Source organism: Vibrio splendidus, from assembly GCF_003345295.1.
Taxonomy (GTDB): domain Bacteria; phylum Pseudomonadota; class Gammaproteobacteria; order Enterobacterales; family Vibrionaceae; genus Vibrio; species Vibrio splendidus_K.
Genome location: NZ_CP031056.1, coordinates 1,125,314 through 1,146,858 on the forward strand (window position 1 = coordinate 1,125,314; position 21,545 = coordinate 1,146,858).

Here is a 21,545-nt window from a genome sequence, read left to right on the forward strand (position 1 = left end):
AGTGAGCGGGAGATTAGCAGTCGGTTGATCAAATCGAAAAACAAAAAATGAGTTTGAAATTATAGATGTGATCAAAATCACTGATAATTGTGTAAATTAAACAAATAAAAACAAAATAATTCACCATTTATTTACATTTATCGAGGGTTTTATACATCAATCAGTCGTTTCAAAGGTAGTAAATAAGACAAGACAGTATTTGTATTGATCTTGGCTGCTTAGATTGATCAGACAAATGACCTTATAGTGAAATGTTGACTTCATGTTTACAGATCTGCACGCTCAATTAACGTATTGAATTGATTTTGTTGAGCTAAAGAAAGTGTACGTTCAGTGGGCTTTACAAATCTTTACGAATGCAAAGAATGTAAATTTAATGCAAATGGTAATAATTATCACTTATATTCACTCCCGAAATGATTCAGTGGTACCGGAAACGGTTCAACCGAGCACATCGAATAAATAACAAAGTGCTCGTACAAAAGAATAAAAGCGGAGTAAAGGACATGTTTTCAAAGAGCCCATTGGCCTTAGTGATCGGCGCAGTATTAGCTTCACCAGCAGTATTGGCAGAAACAGTAAAAACAGACGAGCACATGGTTGTTGAAGGTCGTGACTACGGTTACAAGGCCGACACAAACACAACAGCAATGCGCATGGAGGCGACTCAATTAGAGACTCCGGGACAAGTTTCAGTAATCGATGAGCAAATCATCGATGAACAGCGTGCAAGTACGTTAGGTGAAGTTCTTAAGAACGACGCATCTGTTGGTGCGGGTTCTAAGTCAACTAACCGTGAGCGTTTCACGCTTCGTGGTTTTAATTTGGAGAGTAGCTCTGGTTACCTGCGTGATGGTGTTCAACACTGGTCTCATTACCGCCAACCGGTAGAGCTTCTGGAGCGAGTTGAAGTATTGAAAGGCCCAGCTGGTCTACTTTACGGTAAGTCTGCTCCTGGCGGCCTTGTGAACATGGTTTCTAAGAAGCCAACATACGAAACTCAAGTTAACGTAAGCCAAGATATTGGTTCTGATAGCTACACTCGTACTACTGCTGATGTAAGTGGCTCATTGAACGATGACCAAACTTTACGTGCTCGTCTTATTGTTTCACAAGAAAATCAAGACTCTTACCGCACACGTTTTGACGGTACAGATGTAGAGACTGACCGCTTTGTTGGTGGTCTATTTGTTGATTACGATATTAACGAAGACATCATGTTGTCTGTGCACTACGACCGCACAATCGAAGAGGGCGATTTAGACAATGGTTCTAAAATTGATACTTCTACAGGCAAGGCTATCGACCCTAACACGGTTAATGATCAACGCTTTGCTCAAACGGATAACGACGTTGCAAACTACGGTGCATCCGTAACCGCTAACTTGAACGACGCTTGGTCTGTGAAGACTGGCATCAGCCGTCAGTTCTATGAGCGTCAACGTACTGAATCTGATAATGGTGTAGATTCGCAGAAAGATAAAAGTGGCAACATTACTGGATATGGATACAAAGTATCAGATCGTCACGACGAGTGGACGTTTGACACGGCTTATGTAGATTTTACTGGTGATTTCGATGCACTAGGTGTAAACCACCGCCTACTTGTTGGTGTGAATGGCCTACATTACGATTACGAGCGTTTATACGATTCTGGCTACACATGTGTTAACGCAACAGAAGCTGAAGCAGCTGCTGCATGTGGTAACGGCTTTGATATGCCTTCTAACGTTAGCTACAAGAACGACAATGAAGTGTCTCACTCTGAAAGCCAACACTACGGTGTTTATGTTCAAGACTTAGTAACGCTGACTGAACAGTGGCAAGTACTTGGTGGCGTGCGTTTCGCTTACGACAAAACGACGAGCAGCTCTAATCAAGAAGAAAGCTACAACAACATTCTTCCTAAGCTTGGTGTGATTTATTCACCAGCGTCTAATGGTTCTATTTACGCGGTTTACTCTGAAAGTTTCGAACCTGTTGGCGAAATCACAGATAAAGATGACGTGAACTTTGGTCAGTCTCAAGATGCTAAGAAGGGCACACTTTACGAGCTAGGTTCTAAATGGGAACTGTTTGATGAGCGTCTGTTTGTATCAGGAGCATTGTTCCAGATCACTCAATCGAACATGCAAGTGACTGAAGATCTAGATCCAGCAAGCAATAACGGTAAAGAGACACGTACAAGCCAAGTTGGTGAGCAAGTTCATACTGGTGTAGAACTGTCGGCTACCGGCTACATGACTGACGCATTCTCTTTGAGTGCATCAACCATGTTCTTGGATGCCGAATACCAAAATGACCCTGCACTTGAAGGTAAAACTCCAGCAGACGTTCCTGAGTTTACGGCTAGCATTTGGTCTACTTATGCATTCAACAACGGCACTGATGTAAACCTAGGCATTTATCATGTAGGTGAGCGTTACACAGAAAGCGCTAACACATTCAAAAAAGATGCTTACACTCGTGTAGACATGGGTGTGTCTCATACAATGAAGTATGACGAAAACCTAGATTTTGTTGCACGTTTCAACGTAGAGAACTTGTTTGATACTGACTACCTTGAAGGTGGCAGCACAAGCAGCGTTGTTGTTGGCGAAGGCCGCAACTACATGGCAACACTGCAGGTTAAATACTAATTTGTCTGTAGGGTGTCATTGATAGCTTAATTACTAAGGGGAAGGTTTCGACTTTCCCCTTTCGTGATTCTGCTATTTAGTAAAAATATCCCTAGTAATGCGAGTGACTTTTAATGATAATGAGACCGCTTATCAATAAAGCTCATTTGACCTTCTTCTTATAGTAAATGACGACAATTATGAATCTTTTAAAAACTAGCCTAGCGCTTGCCATCAGTTTGGTTGCAACGTCTTCTATGGCAAACGGCTTGGATCAAGCTCAATCAATTCAAAACAAGACCAATAACGCGTCGGCTTCGAGCCAAAAGGTTATTGATAAAAGCTCACAAGCGACTTTAATGCTGCAAGCTGAGATTGAGCGTCTGCAAGAAGAAGTTAAAAACTTAGAAATCTATCACGACCATCTTGCTGCATTGGTTGAGAGCCAGAATCAAGAAGCTCAGAGCATTGAAGCACAGATCGACGAAATCAAATATACACGTCAAGGTGTTGTGCCTCTGATGTACCAGATGATTGATGGCCTTCAGCAGTTAGTTGAGCAAGATGTGCCAATCAAGAAAGAACAGCGTCTAGAAAGAGTTGAAAAGCTGCAAGTGATGATGACTCGCGCGGATGTAAGTGATGCAGAAAAGTATCGTCGTATCCTAGAGGCATATCAAATTGAGATGGACTACGGTATCAAGCTGGGTGTTTATCAAGGTCGTGTAGCATTGACGAGTGAAAAAACGATTGAGGCTGATGTACTGCACCTAGGTCGCATTTCTTTAGTCGCTCGCAATCTAAATGGAAGCCAATACTGGTCTTGGGATCAAACAGAAGATCAATGGCAAGAGCTTGATTCTTCGATGAAGTCTGAGCTAGATAAAGCCTACGATATTGCTGGTCAACAAGCGGCTCCAAGCTTGATTACTTTACCTGTTTCTTTAACTGTTGCGGAGGTTAAGTAATGAACTTAAAGCCATTAGCAGCATTGCTTTGTATTACTTCAATTTCATTTTCTGCTTTCTCAGCTTCTGATACGACTGCTCAGCTAGTTAACGAGGCTAAATCAGAGAATCGCACTCAAGCTTCTCACAACGTAGTGCGTGAAGCTGACTTCAAAAAGACAGAACAAGAACTGAAAGCGATCAAGACGCAGCTTGAAGCGAAACGTACTTCAATCCAAGGCGCTACAGACGTTCTTACTCAGACGTTCAGTGATAACGAAAACAAACTTGCTCGCTTAGAAGAGAAGCTGCGTTTAGAAACTGGTAGTTTAGGTGAGCTATTCGGCGTCGTTCGTCAGAACGCAAAAGAATTGGGCGCAGAGCTTAGTTCAACAGTAAACAGTGTTGATCGTGCTGAGCATACCGCAACTGTTGATCAAATTATCGATGCTAAATCCCTGCCATCAATGCCACAACTTTCTGGTTTGTGGATGAGCATGGTGGAACAGATCCAAGCAAGCTCAGAGCTTAGCAAATCTCAAATTGCATTCATCAATGGCGAAGGCAACACACAGTCTGTCGACGCTTATCGTTTAGGTTCAATTGGCCTAGTAACAGACCAAGGCTATGTTAGCTGGAACACTCAGCGTGAAGATGCAATTGCGTATCTGAAACAGCCATCAAATGGTCCAACGTTAGCGTCACTTTCTTCACTTGCGAATGGTGACGTATCTAATGTCGTTGTCGATCCTTCTCGCGGGTTCATGCTAGAGCAATTAGCACTGACGCCAAGCCTAACTGACCGTCTACAAGCGGGTGGTGTGGTTGGTAAAGTGATTCTTGGCTTATTGGCTATTGGTCTAATCATCGCATTGGTTCGTGGTGTTTCACTAGCTATCGCACGCCAGAAAATCCGTGCGCAACTTAAGAACCCTGAGCAAGCGGGTGATAACCCACTAGGCCGTGTTCTTGCGGTTTACAACAAAGAACAAAACCAAACGGTTGAAGCTCTAGAGCTGCGACTTTTAGAAGCGGTAGTTGATGAACAGACTCACTTAGAGAAAGGCTTATCGATGCTCAAGCTATTGGCGGCACTAGCACCAATGTTGGGTCTTTTAGGTACAGTAACTGGCATGATCGAAACATTCCAAGTGATCACACAGTTTGGTAATGGCGACCCTAAAGTAATGGCGGGTGGTATTTCGATGGCACTTGTAACTACGGTACTTGGTCTGGTTGCGGCAATGCCTCTTCTACTGGCACACAACATTCTTAGCACTCAAGCAGAAAACATTCGCAATATTCTTGAGAAACAAGGTATTGGTCTTGTTGCTGAGCAGGCTGAAAAGACCGTTGAATCAAACGTTGTTGTTTCACCAGTTGGGACTGCTGCGTAATGGATATTTTGTCGGGTTCTCTATTACCAGCGAGTTGGTTAACGAGTGACTGGCTGCTGTCTTTATCAAGCTTTATGGAGCAGGGCGGTTTCGTCCTGTGGTGGCTAGCGGCTGTCGTCCTAGTGTATTGGGTGCTTGTGGTAGAACGTGTGCTTTATCTTGCGTTCTACTTTCCTAAGCAACGCCAAGCTTGGATAGCGAAATGGCATGAAAGAGAAGACCACTCTTCTTGGCATGCCAAAGCCATACGTGAAGGTTGGTTAGGGCAAGCAAGTATCTTGCTTAACCAAAACTTAAATTTTATTAAGCTGTTAGTCGCTATTTGTCCGATGTTGGGTTTGTTAGGTACCGTAACCGGTATGATCTCTGTTTTTGATGTCATGGCGACACAAGGCAGCAGTGACCCTAAATTGATGGCTTCAGGTATCTCGTTAGCAACACTGCCTACCATGGCAGGCATGGTTGCAGCGTTAGCGGGCATGTTCGTGCACGCTCGCTTAGCGAAAGTATGTAACCGCTTAGAATTGAAATTAGAAAAATCTTTAAGGAGTCAACGATGAGACTCGGTCGACGTCATTCTAAAAACGAAGAGGCTCAAATAGACCTTACTTCGATGCTTGATATTGTCTTTATCATGCTTATTTTCTTTATTGTGACCAGTTCATTTGTTCGTGAATCAGGGGTTGAAGTCAATCGCCCACAAGCTTCTAACGTAGTAAGCCAAAAGGATGCAGGCATCTTTGTTGCGATTACTTCTGCGAACGACATTTTCATTGATAAGCGTGTCGTTGATGTTGAACGTGTCCAAGCAACCCTAGAGCACTTGTTGCTAGAACAACCTGATGCTTCTTTGGTTATTCAAGCGGATGAACACGCTTACAACGGTACTGTTGTTAAAGTGATGGATGCCGCGAAAGGTGCTGGTGTCAAAAACATTGCGCTTGCTGCTGATAAGCGATGATCTTGGAGGATCTTCATAAATGATTCGCCTATTTCTTGCTTTACCGCTAGCGGGTGCATTGGGCTTAGCGCTGTTTTCTTTCATGGCTTGGATGGTCGATAATGGCCACCAACGTTCACCAGACGATAGCGAGACGTTAAGTTTCAACATGGTAATGGTGGAACAAGAACAAGAAGTCCAAAGAAGACAACGTGCAGTCCCTGAAAAACCAGAAATGCCAGAGCCGCCACCGGAGGCGCAAACGTCTCAGTCACAAGCTGAAGTTACGCCTCTGAATTCGATGTCTTCTTTGCCTTCATTGGATTTGAATACATCCATTGATGGCTTAGCGATTAACGCACCGACATTCTCTGATTTTGGGTCAAACCAACAGGCGATGCCTTTGTACCGAGTAGAGCCTCGTTACCCTGCGAAAGCGCTTAAACGTGGCGCTGAAGGCCATGTGATTATGTCTTTTACCATCGATGAAACGGGACGCCCAATTGACATTCAAGTTACTGACGCAAACCCACGTCGTATGTTTGAACGTGAAGCGATGAGAGCACTTAAAAAATGGAAATATCAACCGAAAGTCGTCGATGGAAAAGCGATAGCTCAGGTTGGTCAAACCGTGAAACTAGAGTTTAAGTTGGCAAAATGATGAAACATATATGGATATTAGTGGGCGTGTTGTTAATGCCCCTTACAACACAAGCAAAAGAGCTAACTCAATATACTGCTATTCGTGTTCAAAAAGCGCACAAGCTTGCTCAAGATGAACAGGTTAAACAGGCGATTGACGTTCTTGCAGGCTTGGAGCTTTCTAAAGGCTACGACAAAGCGTACGTAGCTCGTATGCTTGGTGTGTTTTACTGGCAAGATGGCAAAACCGACACGGCAATTAAGCAGCTTACTTATGCGGTCGACAGCAATTTGCTGGTTGATGAACAGGCTTGGATAACGAAACGCATGCTGGCTGATTTGTTGTTGAACGATCAGCAGTTTAAAAACGCGCTTCCGCACTATTACGAGTTAGTGAAAACAGCGCCAGAAAAAGAAAAGAAAGATACGCTTTGGATGCGAATTGCACAAGCTGAATACCAAATTGAAAACTGGTCGAAAGTCCTAGTTGCCATCGGTAATCGAGACAAATTCAATTCAAAAGCAGAGTTGTCGCCTCTATCGCTAAAATTGGGCGCACAGCTTCAGTTAAAACAGTGGAAGCAGTCTATTCCGACACTGGAAAGCCTCATTGAACTTCAACCAGAGAAAGATAACTGGTGGCGTCAACTTGTCGGTATTCAGCTAAGATTGGAACGTAATCGTGATGCATTGAACACGTTAGCACTGGCTGATTTACAGGGCGTTGAGCTTAAAAATTCGGATCGCCGTTTATTAGCACAGCTTTATGCCAAACGAGGTATTCCAGAGCGAGCTGCTGAAGAAATAAGTAAGTTAGATGACGCGAACAGCGATGTTCAACTTCTGGCTGAGCAAGCAACTTACTGGCAGCTAGCTAAAGAGTGGGACAATGCCATTGAAGTGTGGACGTTAGCCTCTAAAAAGGACACTCAATACCACTGGAATGTGGCACAGCTATTGGTTCAGCAAGGTTACTACGACCGAGCGTTGGTTGTTTTAGACAAAGTGAAAGACAAAAACAAACAAGCCGACGTTGCTTTAGCGAAAGTGCGTTCATGGTACAAGTTAAAGAATCTTGATAACGCCCTTGCTCAAGCCAAGCGTGCGAACAACATTGAACCATCTTCTGAGGCGAAAGGTTGGATCAAATATCTTACTCAGCTACGAACAGTCAGTGATAACGGAAACGTCTAACCGCTCATAGCAAACAGAAGACAAGAAACAGCACATTAGAAACAAGAAAAGCAAAAGGGTGTCATTTGATCGTTCAAATGACACCCTTTTTTATATATTGAATAAAATTGAGCCTTAGTGCTTCATTAGGCCTTGCTGTTTGATCGAGATATGAGCAAAGGCAAAGTTAAGGGCTACACATCTCGCCACTGTGCGATCCCGTGATGATCATTCCGTTTTGGTCAGCAACCCAGTTGATAGTGCAGTCACGATAGGGGTTTTTGAAAGCATGTTGTGTTTCGCCATTCTCGAGTGGGGTTTGAGTTTCTACCCAAGCAAACGTGCGCGACTCCCAAAATGAAACAGCTTGAGAGTGAGGCGTTAAATACAACTTTTGGGCGTCGGCAATATTGGAGCCGATATAACTCTCGATATGTTCGTCAGTGCCGATAATCTGGCTAGTACAAGCCGTTACCAACATGGTAAAAGCTAAAATAATCATACGCATTTCAAAATCCTTTTAAACATGTATCGCCATGCTCGTTTTATAGACAATAAGCTTAAACTACTCTTGAACAGATCCTGATGTTAATGATCTTGATAGTGATCTCAGTTCTAAATACTTCCAGTTTTCGTTTCTTAAATGCACGGTGTATCCACCTATTGCTTTCTATCGATGATCTTTCGGTTGAATCACATTGACGTTTGTCCCCTTGATTGACGTTTGAAACTGTTATTACCGCCAGCTCTAAACGTTAGCAAGATTTACACGTTAACAGAGTAGATAAACAGTTCGATTACTTCCCATGTAATGTTATGTAAATTTCCTTACGCCGCTCGGCAAACGTAAACAATGTAAATTGAATGCCAATACGAATGATTATCAACTAAATTGTCGCCATAAAATTTATAGGTATTGGTTTGTATGTCGTTAAAAAGTAGGGCGGTTCAATCATGGGCTCGTCGACTTCATGTTTATATTTCAATGGCGCTTCTGTTCGTTGTTCTTTTCTTCTCAGTGACAGGTATCACCCTTAATCGACCTGAATTATTTGAATCAACCCAACCCAATATCCAACGGTCTACGTTAACGCTTCCTACAAGTTTATTTTCAATCCAAGACGGGCGATTAAAAGCCGACGAAACGGCCTTTGAAACATTTCTGTTTGAAGAAGCCAACCTATCTGGCGTTCCTTCAGGTTTAGACATCTACGCCGAGATTGAAGGCGGTGAGTTGCTGATCGGTGAAGTGTCTATGGACTTCAAAGGACCAGGCTACAACGCCTCTGTGTTCGTTGACGTGGCGTCTGAAATGGTGGAAGTCGAAACCACCAATTACGGCGTTATCGCACTTTTGAACGATCTACACAAAGGCCGTAACAGCGGTGAAGTTTGGAAGTGGTTCATCGATATCACAGCGCTACTGATGATCTTCTTTGTACTTACAGGCGTGTGCTTACTGTTACCTAAGAAAAAAACACTGAATACCTCCATTAAATGGACGGTATTTGGGTCTGTAATCTCGCTTGCTATCTATTTTGTCGCGGTACCTTAACCCCTCGTTAGCTTGATGAATTAGGCTGATGAGTCAGTTTAGTGAATCAGCTTGAAGAATGAACTAAAGGCTAAACGGATTTAAAAGGTTGTTAAACATGAAAAAAATGAACTGGAGCAAGGCGCTTCTTGCTTTATCTCTTTTGCCAAGCCTAGGTATGGCACAAGCGATCCCTGATACGGCAAAACTTGATGTGAACTTTAAGCTTCCAAAGATTGATACCTCTATGTACGCGCGTCCTTATGTGGCGGTGTGGGTAGAGAACAGCGAACGAAAGTCAGTGAAAACCATTGAGCTTTGGGTCGGTAAAGATGAATGGCTTAAAGACTTACGTAGCTGGTGGAGAAAAGTTGGGCGTTACGATCGTGAATTGGTTGATGCAGTGACTTCTGCAACGCGTCCTGCTGGCCAGTACCGTTTCGTTTGGGATGGTAAGAGCGATGATGGCCAAACTCTAGAGCAAGGCGAATACACGGTTCATATCGAGGTTGTGCGTGAACACGGCGGCCGTAATTACCTTCGTCAAAAAGTATCGCTAACGGATGTAAATGCTTCTTATGAGCTAAAGGCGACAGAAGAGACGGGTGAAATCACTCTGAACTACATCGCTAAATAGTAAGTGCGAATAGCAAAAGCAAACTCAACAGAATAGACAGTCGTCATCGTAGGCTCAGATAGAGCGACACGGCTAACAATTATAAATAATGGAATTGAACATGATGAAACAGACAAAAATTAAGGCACTTGCACTAGCGGGTGTGATGGCATTCGGCCTAGCAGCAACGACAACAGCGCAAGCTCACCCACGTTGGATCCTGCCGTCTCACTTTACCGTGTCTAAAGAAGGCGGTGACTGGCTAACGTTCGACGTTACTGCATCTCACGGTACGTTCGTTTTCGATAAGCCAGCAGGCAGTGAAAACGCACATGTCATCATGCCAGATGGTCGCAGCGAGCGTCCTAACTTTGTTATTCGTGGTAAACGTCGTTCTATTTTTGATTTCTACTTCGAAGAAGAAGGTACGCACAAAGTTGCAATCAACAATGAGCCTTCTTACTACACGCAATACAAAGCGGGTCGTCGTGACACAGTGAAATGGATCAAAGCAAACAAAGCGGAACGTGATTCAGTTCTTCCTGAAAAGTCGCGTGACGTGGTAACACAAATCAGCTTCACTCGTGCAGAAAGCTACATCACAGTAGGTAAGCCATCGGATTCAGTCTTCAAAATTGAAGGCAAGCTACTTGAAATGAAGCCAGTCACGCACCCTTCAGACATCATTGAAGGTGAACCAGTAACGTTCCAATTCTTCTACAACGGTGAAATTCAAAAAGACGTGAAAGCTGAAATCACTCGAGAAGGCACGCTTTACCGTAACCACCAAGAGCAGATTGATGTTGTGAGTAACGAGAACGGTGAAATTACCTTCACTCCAGACGTAGCGGGTCGTTACGTAATGAAAGCGAACTACAAAGGTGAGTTGATTGACAACCCACTGGCAGACAAAGCAAGCGCGAACGTTCACCTAACGTTCGAAGCATTGCTTCAATAATCTGTGATATCGGGGCTCGATTCCTGATTAAGCAACTAAAAACTTAAGGGCTCATTTGAGCCCTTTATCGCTCAGTTAACTTCTGAGAATTTGCACAGTGGCTAGGGTACGAACCATGACAATAAAAACAAAACTAAAATCGATAATCACTCCATGCTTGGCACTGGGACTTGGTTTCGCGGCATTACCTGCGCAAGCACACTTTCCACTGATGAGCTGCTGGTTTGAAGGCAAAACCGTGGCTTGCGAAGCGGGCTATTCAGACGGTAGTAAAGCGATTGATTACGCGGTTGAGATGTACGACTACGAAGACAACTTGATTGCAAAAGAGATGACGGATAAGCGTTCTATCGTCGAGTTCCCAAATCCTGATACTGAGTTCTACCTTGTGTTTGATTCAGGCCATGAGTTTCCTGTTGAAGTCGATGTTGTAGAGATCAGCGAGAAATGATGATCCAAGGTGTACGTGCTGACACGGGCGGCAGAGAAGGCAAATGGGTAGGGCTGATCATTGTGTTCATTCTGAGCTTTGCCACGATAGCTATCCCAGTTCATCAAGCAGAATCCCACGTAAAAGCGGTACTTGATCACCAAATCTTAGTGACCGATGTTGAGCAAGAAAACTTGGCGATGTTATCAGAGCTGCGTTTAGCGCATGAAGAGATTCGTGACCTGCGTATGGACTCAGACGGCGAATGGCCAAGTGTCGTATCACTTAAAGACGAATGGGTCGCGCCGTTTGTTGAAGACCAGAGTTGGAAGCGCAAAGGTTCTCATACTTGGTTATTGGACGAGCGTGGTTACTACTTTTCTACGCCATCCGATCATGGTTCTGCGGATTCCTTTATTTTAAACGCCAACAGCGTCTCTCCTGAAATCTGGATCTACTTCGGTGGAGTAGCAGAACAGCCCGGTACTTTTGATCAACACACACTTGAGTCTGCGGGCTGGAAAATGGTCGTCAATGAATCAGAAGTTGAACAGCATGATGCTTCTTCTCATTAAACAATCCGGCTTACAAAAATGCTCACTAATAATAAGAGATTTACTATGCGAATTATGACTCTATTGATGTCGTTATTGGCGGTGTTAATGACACCCAATGCATTGGCAAAAGAATACAAGATCGACAGCGACAAGCTAACGATTGGTATCACGCTTCAACCTTACTACAGCTACGTAAAAGCTGTCGTGGGTGACAAAGTGAACATCCTTCCATTGGTTGATGCTGGGTTTAATCCGCATAACTACTTACCACAACCCAATGATTTGAAGCGATTGAGCCAGATGGATGCAATCGTAGTAAACGGTATTGGCCATGACGACTTCGCACTAAAAGTAATCTCAGCCGCGCAACGTGATGACTTAGTGGTTATCGAAGCAAACAAAGAAGTGCCTCTACTTCCCGCATTAGGTCAGTCTGTTGGCCAAGGTGCCGTGAACCCGCATACCTTTGTTGGCCTTTCGACAACGATTCAAAAGGTTTACACCATCGCGAGCGAAGTCTCTAAGCTCGACCCAGACAACGCGGCGTTTTATCGTAAAAACGCGCGTAAATACGCCAAGCAGTTTCGTTTTATGAAGCGTGATGCGATGTTGTCACTAGGTGAGCTAGACACATCAGGCATGAAAGTAGCGACTACGCACAATGCTTACGGCTATATCCTTCAAGAGTTTGGTGTAGATGTGGCGGCGGTAATTGAGCCTGCACACGGTGTTGAACCAAGTGCGAGCCAGCTACAAGAAACGATCGAAAAGATCCGCGCTTCGGGCATTGATGTTCTGTTCTATGAGCTCAATATGCCAAATCGCTTTGTTGACACCATTGAAGCGGAAACAGGCGTGCAGCTTTACCGTTTTTCTCACATGACGCACGGCGAATATGCAGACGATAAAGTCGAAGTTGAGATGAAGAAGAACCTCGAGACGTTAATCGAAGCCATGAAATTTGCTGCGGCGAACCAAGCGAAGAGCGGGAATGCATAATGCTAGGTCCATCAATTTCAATTAATCAGCTCGGTCTGCAATACGACAACAACGTCATTCTTGACGATATCTCACTAGAACTTAAAGCGGGTCAGTGCCATGTGATCATGGGGCCAAACGGCGGAGGCAAAACGTCTTTGCTGCGCTCTGTTCTTGGTCTCACACCTTTCTCTGGGCAAATCAATATTCATTGGCCAGAAAAGCCAAGTATTGGTTACGTTCCTCAAAAAGCGGCCTTCGAATCGAGCTTACCCCTGACGGTAATGGATTTCGTGTTGCTTAACCAAACTCGAATTCCGCTATTTTGGCGTCGCAAGTCTAAGCAGTTGGATCTTGCATTAGCACAATTAGATCGAGTGGGAATGGCGACTCGTAGCGACCGCCGTATGGGCCAGTTATCGGGCGGTGAACAACAACGTGTATTGTTTGCTCAAGCCTTATTGGATAACCCAAGCTTACTGGTGTTGGATGAACCAACGACCGGTATGGATGAGCAGGGCGTTCGTTATCTTGAATCTCTAATTCGTGAATGTGTTGATGAAGGCCGTACGATCCTTGCGGTTCACCATGATGTAACCGCAGTGCGTCGTCTTGAAGCCAATGTACATGTTGTGAATCGATTCTTGGTTGATAGCGGTTCTCACGAACAAGTACTGCACCCAAGTAAAATTGAAAGCTTATTCCAGCACTACAGCAGTGGTGCAACCATCACTAAATCGAAGGAGGTTGCGTAATGGAATGGTTACGACAACTTGCCGTAAGTGGCGTTGAAGCGGGTTGGTTATCAGACAGCTTCATGTATGCGTTCATGGTGAATGCACTGGTTGCTGCATTATTACTGGGCCCGTTACTAGGTGGCCTTGGTACTTTGGTGATTGCAAAGCGTCTCGCTTTTTTCTCTGAAGCTGTCGGCCACGCGGCTTTAACCGGCATCGCTATCGGTGTTCTGCTTGGTGAGCCACCAGAAAACCCAATTATTGGCTTGTTTAGCTTCTGTATGATCTTCGCTTTGCTTCTTCACTTTGTAAGAAACAGAACCAACGTGCCATATGACACCTTAGTTGGTGTGTTTCTAGCGCTAGCATTGGCAGTAGGCGCGGCATTGCTGATGTACGTAGCACGTAAGATCAATATCCACATGCTTGAGAACGTGTTATTTGGATCGATTCTGACAGTAACAGACCAAGATTTAGCAATTCTCGCAGGCAGCTGCGCGATCATCATTTTGCTCTTGATACCGACGTTCAACCGTATTCTTTTGACTTGTATTAGTCCTGATATTGCCAAGGTTCGTGGCTATAACACCAGCTTCTACGACTACCTGTTTGTCATGATGATCACTCTAGTGACGATTGCAGCCGTGAAAATAGTGGGTGCGGTTCTGGTTGGCGCGTTATTGCTGATCCCAGGTGCTACGGCTCGATTGCTAACTAAGCGCATGGGCAGCTTTGTTTTGCTTTCTGCGTTGCTGGCAACCATCGCGTGTTTGGTCGGAACCGTCTTACCGATGGAACTTAAATTGCCAGTGCCATCTGGCGCTTCAATTATCATCGTTTCTGCAACGTTTTTCTTAGCGGCAACGCTATACCGAATTGTAAGAAAGGCATAATCATGACCTCTTTAATGAATCGTATTTCAAGTTCAGTGAAGGCAACGACTCAAGCGGGCGCATTAAGCAGCCTATTGTTGGCTGGCTCAATAGTGTCTATCAGCGCTAATGCAGAGGATATCCTCACCAGTACGCCTGTGACTTACGCGTTAGCGACTGAGCTCACCAAAGGCACCGATATTACCGCTGAATACCTACCACCAAAACGTTACGGCATTGATCGCTTGCCTAATTGGTTTGGCACTAAGGGCGCAAGTAAGGTGCTTAAGTCAGGTGAAAAGGCGACTGTTGTACTAACGCTGTCATCTATCTGGCAAGCTGATCCTACATTTGTATACGCAAGACAAGGCAACATCCGTTTGGTCGAGGTTGATGCTGCTCAAGCGATTACACCGCGTGCGCAAGGTGTCGCTGCGCTGACGTTATCAAATGGTGAAGTGTCTAAATACGCGTGGTTAAACCCAACCAATCTAACGCGTATGGCGGCAATTGTGGCTGATGACTTTAAGTTGTTGTGGCCGGCGCAAGCTGAGACCATTGATAGCAACCTACAGCGCGTAATGCTTGATGTTCGTGAACTGATTAACAAGCAACAAGCGGTGTTATTGGATAACGACGTAGATTCAGTATTGTTGCTTTCAGAAAGTTTGGAAGATTTCGCTTCTGGTAGCCAACTGTTTGTTGAAGAGCGTATGTTCAAAGCAGAACTTGAATGGACAGATCAAGACAAAGCGAAGCTCAAAACGATGTTTTCAGAAGACGATGAACTCTGGTTAGTCACAGCGAAAAAGCCAACGACGTTAATTAAGTCACTGGTACCGCATGAGCGAATTCTTGTTGTTGATTCCGTAGATCGTTGGGGAAGAGCAGGGATTAACGCAAAAGCGCCATTTGCTCGCTGGGAAGTTGAGCCTTTCAAAGGTTAAGTGGCTAAAATAAGTTAGCTAATAAACCGCTCGTTCAAAAAATACGATCAAAAAAGCAGCCCAAATAGAGGCTGCTTTTTTTGTTCTTGTCCGTTGGCTCTGGTCAGAGTTTTGGGTCAGAGTGCTGGGCAAGAGTGCTGCGAGCTAAAATTTACTCTGCAGCTTTTGTCTCTTTAGTTTCGATACCAGCTTCTTCCGATTCAACAGAAACTTCAACTGTGCCTTCAGCTTGCTCTTGAGCGGCTTTCGCTTGCTCTTCAGCTTCCATTTTTGCGCGGTCAGCTTTAGAAATATAGCGAGGCTTGTTGCTACCATGCAGTTTAGAGGTCGCCTGTTTCTGTCTTTTCTTTAGAATTTGATTGATTTTTTTCTTACGGTTCATTGCTGCATAGCCTTGTATTTAGTTTATGCGGTGGAGGATAATCATTTTAGATCTAGAACTCAATATTTACATGCTATCCAGCAAGGAAAATATCACTATGCAGGCAGTCGAAACCGCACGCTTACGATTAAGAATGATCGCACCTCATGATGCGGCGTTTATCCAGCGATTATATAGCTCAGAAGATTTCTTACGTTACATCGGAGACAAGGAAATTACAGATACTGGCAAGGCTGTTGAATACATCGAAAACAACATTCTTAAGATGTATAGAGAGAAGGGTGTGTGTTTACTGATGGTCGAGATTAAAGAGTCTTCAACGCCAATCGGTGTCTGTGGTTTGATTAAAAGAGACACACTAGAGGCGCATGATATTGGTTATGGTTTTGTACCTGAAGTCTATGGCCAAGGTTATGCAAAGGAAGCGGCACAAGCGATAATTGAACAAGCTCAACATAATGCTGATATCGATCATTTAGTTGCCATCACGACCTCTGATAATATTCGAAGCATCGCACTGCTGACTAAGTTGGGTTTTGTGTTTGAGCGAGTTGAAGAGGCGATCAATGAAAGCGTCAATCTCAACCTGTACGGTCTATCACTGAGTAATTAATCATGTTTCAACATAACAACATTCTGCAAGGCGAACTCGCAACCGAGTACAAAACTGTTATTGCTATGGTGCACATCTATTGCAAAGATCATCACGGTGCTGTTCGTTTGGACAACGCGTTATGTGAAGAGTGCGAGCAACTGTTGCGTTATGCTGAAACACGACTTGACCGCTGTCCTTATGGCGAGGCGAAGCCAACCTGCAATAAGTGTCCGATTCATTGCTATAAGCCTGACCCTAAAGAGCAGATGCGTTTAGTGATGCGATATGCTGGGCCAAGAATGCTACTCAAGCATCCGATTTTAGCGATACGACATTTGATACATGAGAAGCGGAAAGTGCCAGAGAAGCCATTGCCGAATGTGTCGAACCGCCATATCCGAATGAATAAGAAGTAACTGGCGTTTTAAAGTGGTTGCTGAAGGAACGAAAAAGGTCTGATTTCTCAGACCTTTTTGATGTAGATACGCTGCTATCTCAGCTTAAATGTAGCCAAATAGCCTATGCTGCTTGAGGCTCGTCGTAGGTCACTGTGAGGTTGTTGATCCAGCGTCGGCTCAAGTATCGGTGCGAGCATATAGCTAACTTCACCACTTCTTCTACCAACATCAGACCATAGATGTATTTGAAATCCCATCCAGCGACAAACGCACCGTAAACACATACTGGAATACCCACCATCCACATCGCGATGAAATCCATTCGCAGGCAAAAAGCGTTATCACCACCAGCACGAATAATACCGTTAATGATCACCATGTTGAGCATACGAATGACTACCGCAAAACACATAATAGTCATTGCAGGTGCAGCGAGTGGGTACAATGCATCGGTAGAAAGGTTTAGCCATGATAGAACATGTTCTTTACCCATAAACAGTAGCAACCCAACGACCGCGCCAAAACCAACGACGGCTTTAATGAATGTTAGACCCATGCTCATCGCGTCATCAAATTCATCACGGCCTAATGAATGGCCTAACAAAACAGAACACGCCACTGAAATACCAAAGAAGATCGAGTAACACAGAGATTCAAATGGTGCGAGCATCGAGAACACCGCAAGCTCAGTCGTGCCCATGTGACCGAAAATCATTTGATATGCCATGGTACCCATTGCCCACAACACAGCATTCATCGTCAACGGCAAAGCAATGCGACGGTAAGACATCCACAATGATGGGCGATGTGGTGAGCTCGGTGTCGTTAATAGCCAATGTTTACGCATACGCATGTAGCTATACATCAAGCCCACTTGAATTAATCGCGCTAAGGTTGTCGCCAATGCCGCACCTGCGACGCCCATTGCTGGAATGCCGAAAGCACCTTTAATAAGAATGAAGTTAAGCGCAATGTTGAGTGCGATGGTAACGCCACCTAATAATAGTGGAGTTACGGTGTCACCTGATGAGCGCATGCTTGCTTCTACCACGACAACAATGTGAGTCAGAAGTAGAACAGGGAAGCCATACCATAGGTAAGTCGCGCCAAGTTCAATCACGGTTTGATCGCTGGTTTGCAACATCATTAAAAACTGAGAACCAAGAGTGATGATTGCAGTAACAGGCAACAGAACTTTTAAGCCAAATATCATCGCAATCGAGGATACTGTTCGTGCGCTTTTTCGGTCATTCTTTCCCCAGTATTGAGCGACTAATGTACCGTTTGCTGAGGCCAACCCTGCCATAATCATAATTGCAACGAAGTGCCATTTTGATGCAATTCCCACAGCTGCAGCTGCTTCCATACCATAATCACTGACCATTAATACGTCAGCAAGGGCAAGAATAGCGACAAGCGCACTTTGCAAAGCAACAGGCAAACCAAGTTTAACGATACGAGGTAAGATGCTCTCTGGCTTGTTATTCATAGATGAGTTAGGGTTGATGTTAGTTGTCATAAGCTCTCCGATTTATGGCAGAACTATAGTGTTTTGAGCGAAGTAACAACATGTTTAAAAAACAACAAAACCTGTGCGAATCCGTCATTGATTCAATGAGACCAAAATCAACTTGGCACGATGATGTTTTTCTCGCTGAACAGTGCAAAGAACGTTTTTTGACCGTTGAAGATATTCCAGAGATGAAAAGCTTTGGTGTCTATATGGGCGGCATGGCGAAGCTATATGATGGCTACTGGGTTGAGCGCGAATCCGTTAATGTTCATACGTTGATTTTTACTCAAGAAGGGGGCGGAATTCTAACCACTTCAACCTCGGTACAAGCGATTACACCTTATACGCTGGTGGTTCTTCCTGCTGAAACCCCATTTCGTTTTGAACTCGATCCTCAATACAATTATTGGAAAATGGCGTGGATGCTGACGCCCGATACGCAGCAATGGCAGCACATAGCAAGTTTAGGTCAGGGGATAGTGCCGTTCGGAGAGTGTGAGCAGATCTGGTCATTAATGAACTTGGTTTACTTTGAGATAGGCGGTAGAGCCAGTTACCGTAAGTTACTTTTGAGTGAAATCATCCGAACGTTGACGGGGTTTGAACCCAAATCGACCAGCACCACAGCACGTGTTCAAGCACTCTATAACGAGATTGAAAGCAGTCTGCACCAGCCATGGACCGTCGCAGGGATGGCCGAAAGGGTGTTCATCAGTGAAGAGCAGCTCAATAGAGTCACCAAGACGCTATTCAACCTGTCACCACGCAGTAAATTGATTCAATTACGCATGGATAAAGCCACCAGTTTGCTGAAATATCAAGATTGGTCAGTCTCTATGATTGCGAATCGGTTGGGCTACAAAGATCCTTATAACTTTTCACATCGTTTCAAAAAACATTTTGGTCTGTCACCCAGCCAGTATCGAAAAAGCCATCGACTTCTTGGTTAGCCTTGCTTATTTCCTCGATCAATTACGCAAGATCAAGCTTTGCAGTAATATTACCGTATTGAGCTATCTATCAATTTAGTATTTTTACTCTATTCGGTACTATTGGAAATATCCAAGAGGGTGACTGCATATGCAATGCGAGGAATTAATGCACCAAGTTATCAGTGAGACGGATGATTTAGCTCTTCCGTCGAAGCTCATTTTAAACAATAAAGAGTTTCAATCAGGCACTAAAATCGTACGCAAGCAGGGTTGTGGTTCAATAATAGGAACGCTTGCTGAGCCTCATCGTAAAGTACTTTTCTATCTTTACCTGAACAGAGGCCAAGTGGTGAGCAAGCAAATTTTGAAGCGTGTAGGCTGGGCAGGTAAAGCGGTGACATCTGCATCTGTGTTGGTTGCTATTTACGAGATAAGGAGGATTCTTGACTGCCGTTGTATACAAACCGTTTCCAACGAAGGGTATGTCATGGAGTAATAAATAATCTTCTATTGATATCCTGTTAATATATTAATAATAAAAATTTAATCTCTTTACCGTACGAATTCCATTGATTATCGTCAAATCTAAAACGTCCACTTATAAGCGACGTTATATAAATACGATCGAATCTGACTTTGTCGCTGGCTATATAGTAAGGGAATGATATAAAAATGGACTCTTATCCTGCAATAGAAACGAACCACTCTGAAAACAACGTAGTACTTGAACTAAACGGTAAAATTGTTGAACTCAACACCAAACTCATTCGCAATGTTGAAAATGGTTACGTACTGGCTACCATGCCTTTGGCGTACCGAAAGATCATTTTATTTATGAATCGACATCGAGGTGAACTGTTCAGTGTTGGCCAATTAAAGAAGATTGGCTGGGAAAGTGAGAAAGTGACCAACTCATCTGTGATTGTTGCGATATCCGAAATTAGATCATTATTCGGAGACGGATTAATCATCACGATTACTGGTGAAGGTTACGTATTTCAACCTTAACCTTTTGAAATAATAGATTTTATTGCTATTTGCTATTTGCTATTTGCTATTTGCTATTTGCTATTGGTTTTTTGTCGATCTTTCCTCCAGACGACATAAAACAAAAAGGGCTCTTAATTTAGACGGGAAGTCATAACTAAGAGCCCTAGTGATACAGTTCTTGTGCCTGTCTATTCGATTTACTCGCCTGCAATCTGTAGAGGAGAACGTTTTAGGCTAGCAATTAGCATGTAGATGGTTGTAGCGAGTAGAGACGCGAACAGGTAAGTGAATAAGCCTGCTTGTGAATCCATAAAGCTATCCGCAACCAATGGCCCTGCTACAGAGCCGATGCTGTAACACAACAACATAACTTGAGTCACTGAAACTAAGTAGCTCGGGTCTAAGTTACGACAACCCAAGTTAATCGCAATTGGGTAAAGTGCAAAGGTCGCCATACCTAAAACAAACAAGCTCATACCAAGAACGTAAAAATCATGGTTGATAGTGAGCACACCAATGCTTGCAACCCCTAGCAGGCAGAACAGAGCCATTAATAACACTTGTCCTATGTGGTGAGACAACCACGTCACCATCGGTTGAACGGCCATACCACCCATAATCACTAACGCCATCAAACCGCCAATGTCTTGGTGTGCGATGTTGCGCTGAGCGAGTTCTACAGGCATCAATCCGTAAATAGACCCAAGTGTTAACCCAGAAACAATACAGCCAATCAAAGCGCTGTGACTTAGCTTGCTGATTTGTTTCAGTGATAAAGACTGCGCATCGTGAATTTGTGGTGCTGTCGCTTGTCCGTACATCAATACAATGATTGCTCCAAACAGCAGGGTGAACATTGCAATGAAAGGCACGCCCCCCGTAATACCAAGGTATCCGATGCCAAGTTGACCAACGGCCGAGCCGCCATATAACGAACACATGTAAACCCCTAAACGTTTCGCACGTTGAGATTCTTCACCGCTCATTAGCCAAGATTCCACAATCACAAAGATCCCAGCGACTGAGACACCCGCGACGAAACGAGCCAACAACCAAACTGATTGATGTGGCGCCAACGGTAATACAAGAATTGTTGCGATAAATACGCTAAGTGCAATGACGAACGCGTCTTTGTGACCAACGCGAGCGATCGCACGCTCAATCAATAACGTACCCGCTAAAAGACCTGCATAAAAGGCACTCGCCAACCAACTCGATAGATTACTGTCTAAGCCATACTCAGACAGCATTAATGGTAATGAACTCATTAAGTAGCCTGAAGCGATCGCGTAAAAAGACAATGCAATAACAGGAACAGTTATGCGAGTTGTTGGTTGGATGTTGTCCAATGCAGGAGCCTCTAAATAGTAAAAGAAACGATGAATTTTC

Annotated in this window: 24 protein-coding genes and 1 pseudogene; 21 read left to right on the plus strand and 4 right to left on the minus strand. The window is 44.1% G+C overall.

Translation table 11 applies throughout. The annotated features are described in order from the left end of the window. Positions 1-506 precede the first annotated feature (506 nt). The 7 genes from DUN60_RS20650 to DUN60_RS20680 all read left to right on the plus strand — a co-directional run bounded on the left by DUN60_RS20650 (position 507) and on the right by DUN60_RS20680 (position 7,738). Positions 507-2,639 (plus strand): TonB-dependent siderophore receptor, encoded by a 2,133-nt coding sequence (locus DUN60_RS20650; protein ID WP_114635295.1) that lies wholly within the window; start codon positions 507-509, stop codon positions 2,637-2,639. 179 nt (positions 2,640-2,818) lie between these two features. Further along, positions 2,819-3,586 carry a DUF3450 domain-containing protein gene (locus DUN60_RS20655; protein ID WP_114635296.1) on the plus strand — a complete coding sequence of 256 codons (768 nt, stop codon included), beginning with the start codon at positions 2,819-2,821 and terminating at the stop codon, positions 3,584-3,586. Beyond that, positions 3,586-4,962: a MotA/TolQ/ExbB proton channel family protein gene (locus DUN60_RS20660; RefSeq protein WP_114635297.1), complete on the plus strand. Its 1,377-nt coding sequence runs from the start codon at positions 3,586-3,588 to the stop codon at positions 4,960-4,962. The genes DUN60_RS20655 and DUN60_RS20660 overlap by 1 nt, the downstream gene beginning before the upstream one ends. Next, complete coding sequence (locus DUN60_RS20665) at positions 4,962-5,522, plus strand: MotA/TolQ/ExbB proton channel family protein (protein WP_010429842.1); 561 nt, start codon at positions 4,962-4,964, stop codon at positions 5,520-5,522. The genes DUN60_RS20660 and DUN60_RS20665 overlap by 1 nt, the downstream gene beginning before the upstream one ends. Beyond that, a complete protein-coding gene (locus DUN60_RS20670; protein WP_004739212.1) occupies positions 5,519-5,923 on the plus strand; it encodes an ExbD/TolR family protein in 405 nt (134 codons plus the stop codon). The genes DUN60_RS20665 and DUN60_RS20670 overlap by 4 nt, the downstream gene beginning before the upstream one ends. 19 nt (positions 5,924-5,942) lie before the next feature. Further along, positions 5,943-6,563, plus strand: coding sequence for an energy transducer TonB (locus DUN60_RS20675; RefSeq protein WP_008219721.1), 621 nt, complete (start codon positions 5,943-5,945; stop codon positions 6,561-6,563). Continuing rightward, the gene (locus tag DUN60_RS20680) at positions 6,560-7,738 is read left to right on the plus strand and encodes a tetratricopeptide repeat protein (RefSeq protein WP_114635298.1); all 1,179 of its coding nucleotides are present in this window, start codon (positions 6,560-6,562) and stop codon (positions 7,736-7,738) included. The genes DUN60_RS20675 and DUN60_RS20680 overlap by 4 nt, the downstream gene beginning before the upstream one ends. Positions 7,739-7,904: 166 nt before the next feature. On the opposite strand, the gene DUN60_RS20685 is transcribed toward DUN60_RS20680, so the two are convergent. Further along, the gene (locus DUN60_RS20685; protein WP_114635299.1) at positions 7,905-8,225 is read right to left on the minus strand and encodes a hypothetical protein; all 321 of its coding nucleotides are present in this window, start codon (positions 8,223-8,225) and stop codon (positions 7,905-7,907) included. A 417-nt stretch (positions 8,226-8,642) separates the two neighbouring features. Here DUN60_RS20685 and DUN60_RS20690 point away from each other — a divergent pair, with 417 nt between their 5' ends. The 9 genes from DUN60_RS20690 (at position 8,643) to DUN60_RS20730 (ending at position 15,346) form a co-directional block, all read left to right on the plus strand. Continuing rightward, a complete protein-coding gene (locus DUN60_RS20690) occupies positions 8,643-9,272 on the plus strand; it encodes a PepSY-associated TM helix domain-containing protein (protein WP_114635300.1) in 630 nt (209 codons plus the stop codon). Between the two features lie 97 nt (positions 9,273-9,369). After that, positions 9,370-9,888, plus strand: coding sequence for a DUF2271 domain-containing protein (locus tag DUN60_RS20695; protein ID WP_017082148.1), 519 nt, complete (start codon positions 9,370-9,372; stop codon positions 9,886-9,888). Between the two features lie 100 nt (positions 9,889-9,988). Next, a complete protein-coding gene (locus DUN60_RS20700; RefSeq protein ID WP_114635301.1) occupies positions 9,989-10,825 on the plus strand; it encodes a DUF4198 domain-containing protein in 837 nt (278 codons plus the stop codon). A gap of 115 nt (positions 10,826-10,940) precedes the next feature. Then, the gene (locus DUN60_RS20705) at positions 10,941-11,276 is read left to right on the plus strand and encodes a hypothetical protein (RefSeq protein ID WP_017079279.1); all 336 of its coding nucleotides are present in this window, start codon (positions 10,941-10,943) and stop codon (positions 11,274-11,276) included. After that, a complete protein-coding gene (locus DUN60_RS20710) occupies positions 11,273-11,830 on the plus strand; it encodes a DUF6162 family protein (protein WP_114635302.1) in 558 nt (185 codons plus the stop codon). Before DUN60_RS20705 ends, DUN60_RS20710 begins: the two co-directional genes overlap by 4 nt. Positions 11,831-11,875: 45 nt before the next feature. Beyond that, positions 11,876-12,811 (plus strand): metal ABC transporter solute-binding protein, Zn/Mn family, encoded by a 936-nt coding sequence (locus DUN60_RS20715; protein WP_114635303.1) that lies wholly within the window; start codon positions 11,876-11,878, stop codon positions 12,809-12,811. Beyond that, positions 12,811-13,545 (plus strand): metal ABC transporter ATP-binding protein, encoded by a 735-nt coding sequence (locus DUN60_RS20720; protein WP_114635304.1) that lies wholly within the window; start codon positions 12,811-12,813, stop codon positions 13,543-13,545. The genes DUN60_RS20715 and DUN60_RS20720 overlap by 1 nt, the downstream gene beginning before the upstream one ends. Then, the gene (locus DUN60_RS20725) at positions 13,545-14,420 is read left to right on the plus strand and encodes a metal ABC transporter permease (protein ID WP_017075990.1); all 876 of its coding nucleotides are present in this window, start codon (positions 13,545-13,547) and stop codon (positions 14,418-14,420) included. Before DUN60_RS20720 ends, DUN60_RS20725 begins: the two co-directional genes overlap by 1 nt. A 2-nt stretch (positions 14,421-14,422) precedes the next feature. Continuing rightward, positions 14,423-15,346: a metal ABC transporter substrate-binding protein gene (locus DUN60_RS20730; RefSeq protein WP_114635305.1), complete on the plus strand. Its 924-nt coding sequence runs from the start codon at positions 14,423-14,425 to the stop codon at positions 15,344-15,346. Between the two features lie 151 nt (positions 15,347-15,497). Here the strand turns inward: DUN60_RS20730 and DUN60_RS20735 are convergent, their stop codons facing one another. Further along, positions 15,498-15,728 (minus strand): DUF2986 domain-containing protein, encoded by a 231-nt coding sequence (locus tag DUN60_RS20735; protein ID WP_114635306.1) that lies wholly within the window; start codon positions 15,726-15,728, stop codon positions 15,498-15,500. 97 nt (positions 15,729-15,825) lie between these two features. Here DUN60_RS20735 and DUN60_RS20740 point away from each other — a divergent pair, with 97 nt between their 5' ends. Both DUN60_RS20740 and DUN60_RS20745 read left to right on the plus strand, forming a co-directional pair. Continuing rightward, positions 15,826-16,341, plus strand: coding sequence for a GNAT family N-acetyltransferase (locus DUN60_RS20740; protein ID WP_114635307.1), 516 nt, complete (start codon positions 15,826-15,828; stop codon positions 16,339-16,341). A gap of 2 nt (positions 16,342-16,343) precedes the next feature. Then, the gene (locus tag DUN60_RS20745; protein ID WP_017079273.1) at positions 16,344-16,739 is read left to right on the plus strand and encodes a nitrous oxide-stimulated promoter family protein; all 396 of its coding nucleotides are present in this window, start codon (positions 16,344-16,346) and stop codon (positions 16,737-16,739) included. A 103-nt stretch (positions 16,740-16,842) separates the two neighbouring features. Here DUN60_RS20745 and DUN60_RS20750 read toward each other — a convergent pair whose 3' ends face one another. Next, entirely contained in the window at positions 16,843-18,240 is a 1,398-nt protein-coding gene (locus DUN60_RS20750; protein ID WP_114635308.1) for an MATE family efflux transporter, read from the minus strand. A gap of 50 nt (positions 18,241-18,290) precedes the next feature. Here DUN60_RS20750 and DUN60_RS20755 point away from each other — a divergent pair, with 50 nt between their 5' ends. The 3 genes and pseudogenes from DUN60_RS20755 to DUN60_RS20765 all read left to right on the plus strand — a co-directional run bounded on the left by DUN60_RS20755 (position 18,291) and on the right by DUN60_RS20765 (position 20,174). Then, complete coding sequence (locus DUN60_RS20755) at positions 18,291-19,184, plus strand: helix-turn-helix transcriptional regulator (protein WP_114635309.1); 894 nt, start codon at positions 18,291-18,293, stop codon at positions 19,182-19,184. Between the two features lie 120 nt (positions 19,185-19,304). Then, positions 19,305-19,691, plus strand: a pseudogene (locus tag DUN60_RS20760) (winged helix-turn-helix domain-containing protein). Positions 19,692-19,838: 147 nt separating this feature from the next. Further along, positions 19,839-20,174: a winged helix-turn-helix domain-containing protein gene (locus DUN60_RS20765; RefSeq protein WP_017079269.1), complete on the plus strand. Its 336-nt coding sequence runs from the start codon at positions 19,839-19,841 to the stop codon at positions 20,172-20,174. A 179-nt stretch (positions 20,175-20,353) separates the two neighbouring features. On the opposite strand, the gene DUN60_RS20770 is transcribed toward DUN60_RS20765, so the two are convergent. Beyond that, entirely contained in the window at positions 20,354-21,505 is a 1,152-nt protein-coding gene (locus tag DUN60_RS20770) for an MFS transporter (protein ID WP_017079268.1), read from the minus strand. Positions 21,506-21,545: the final 40 nt, after the last annotated feature.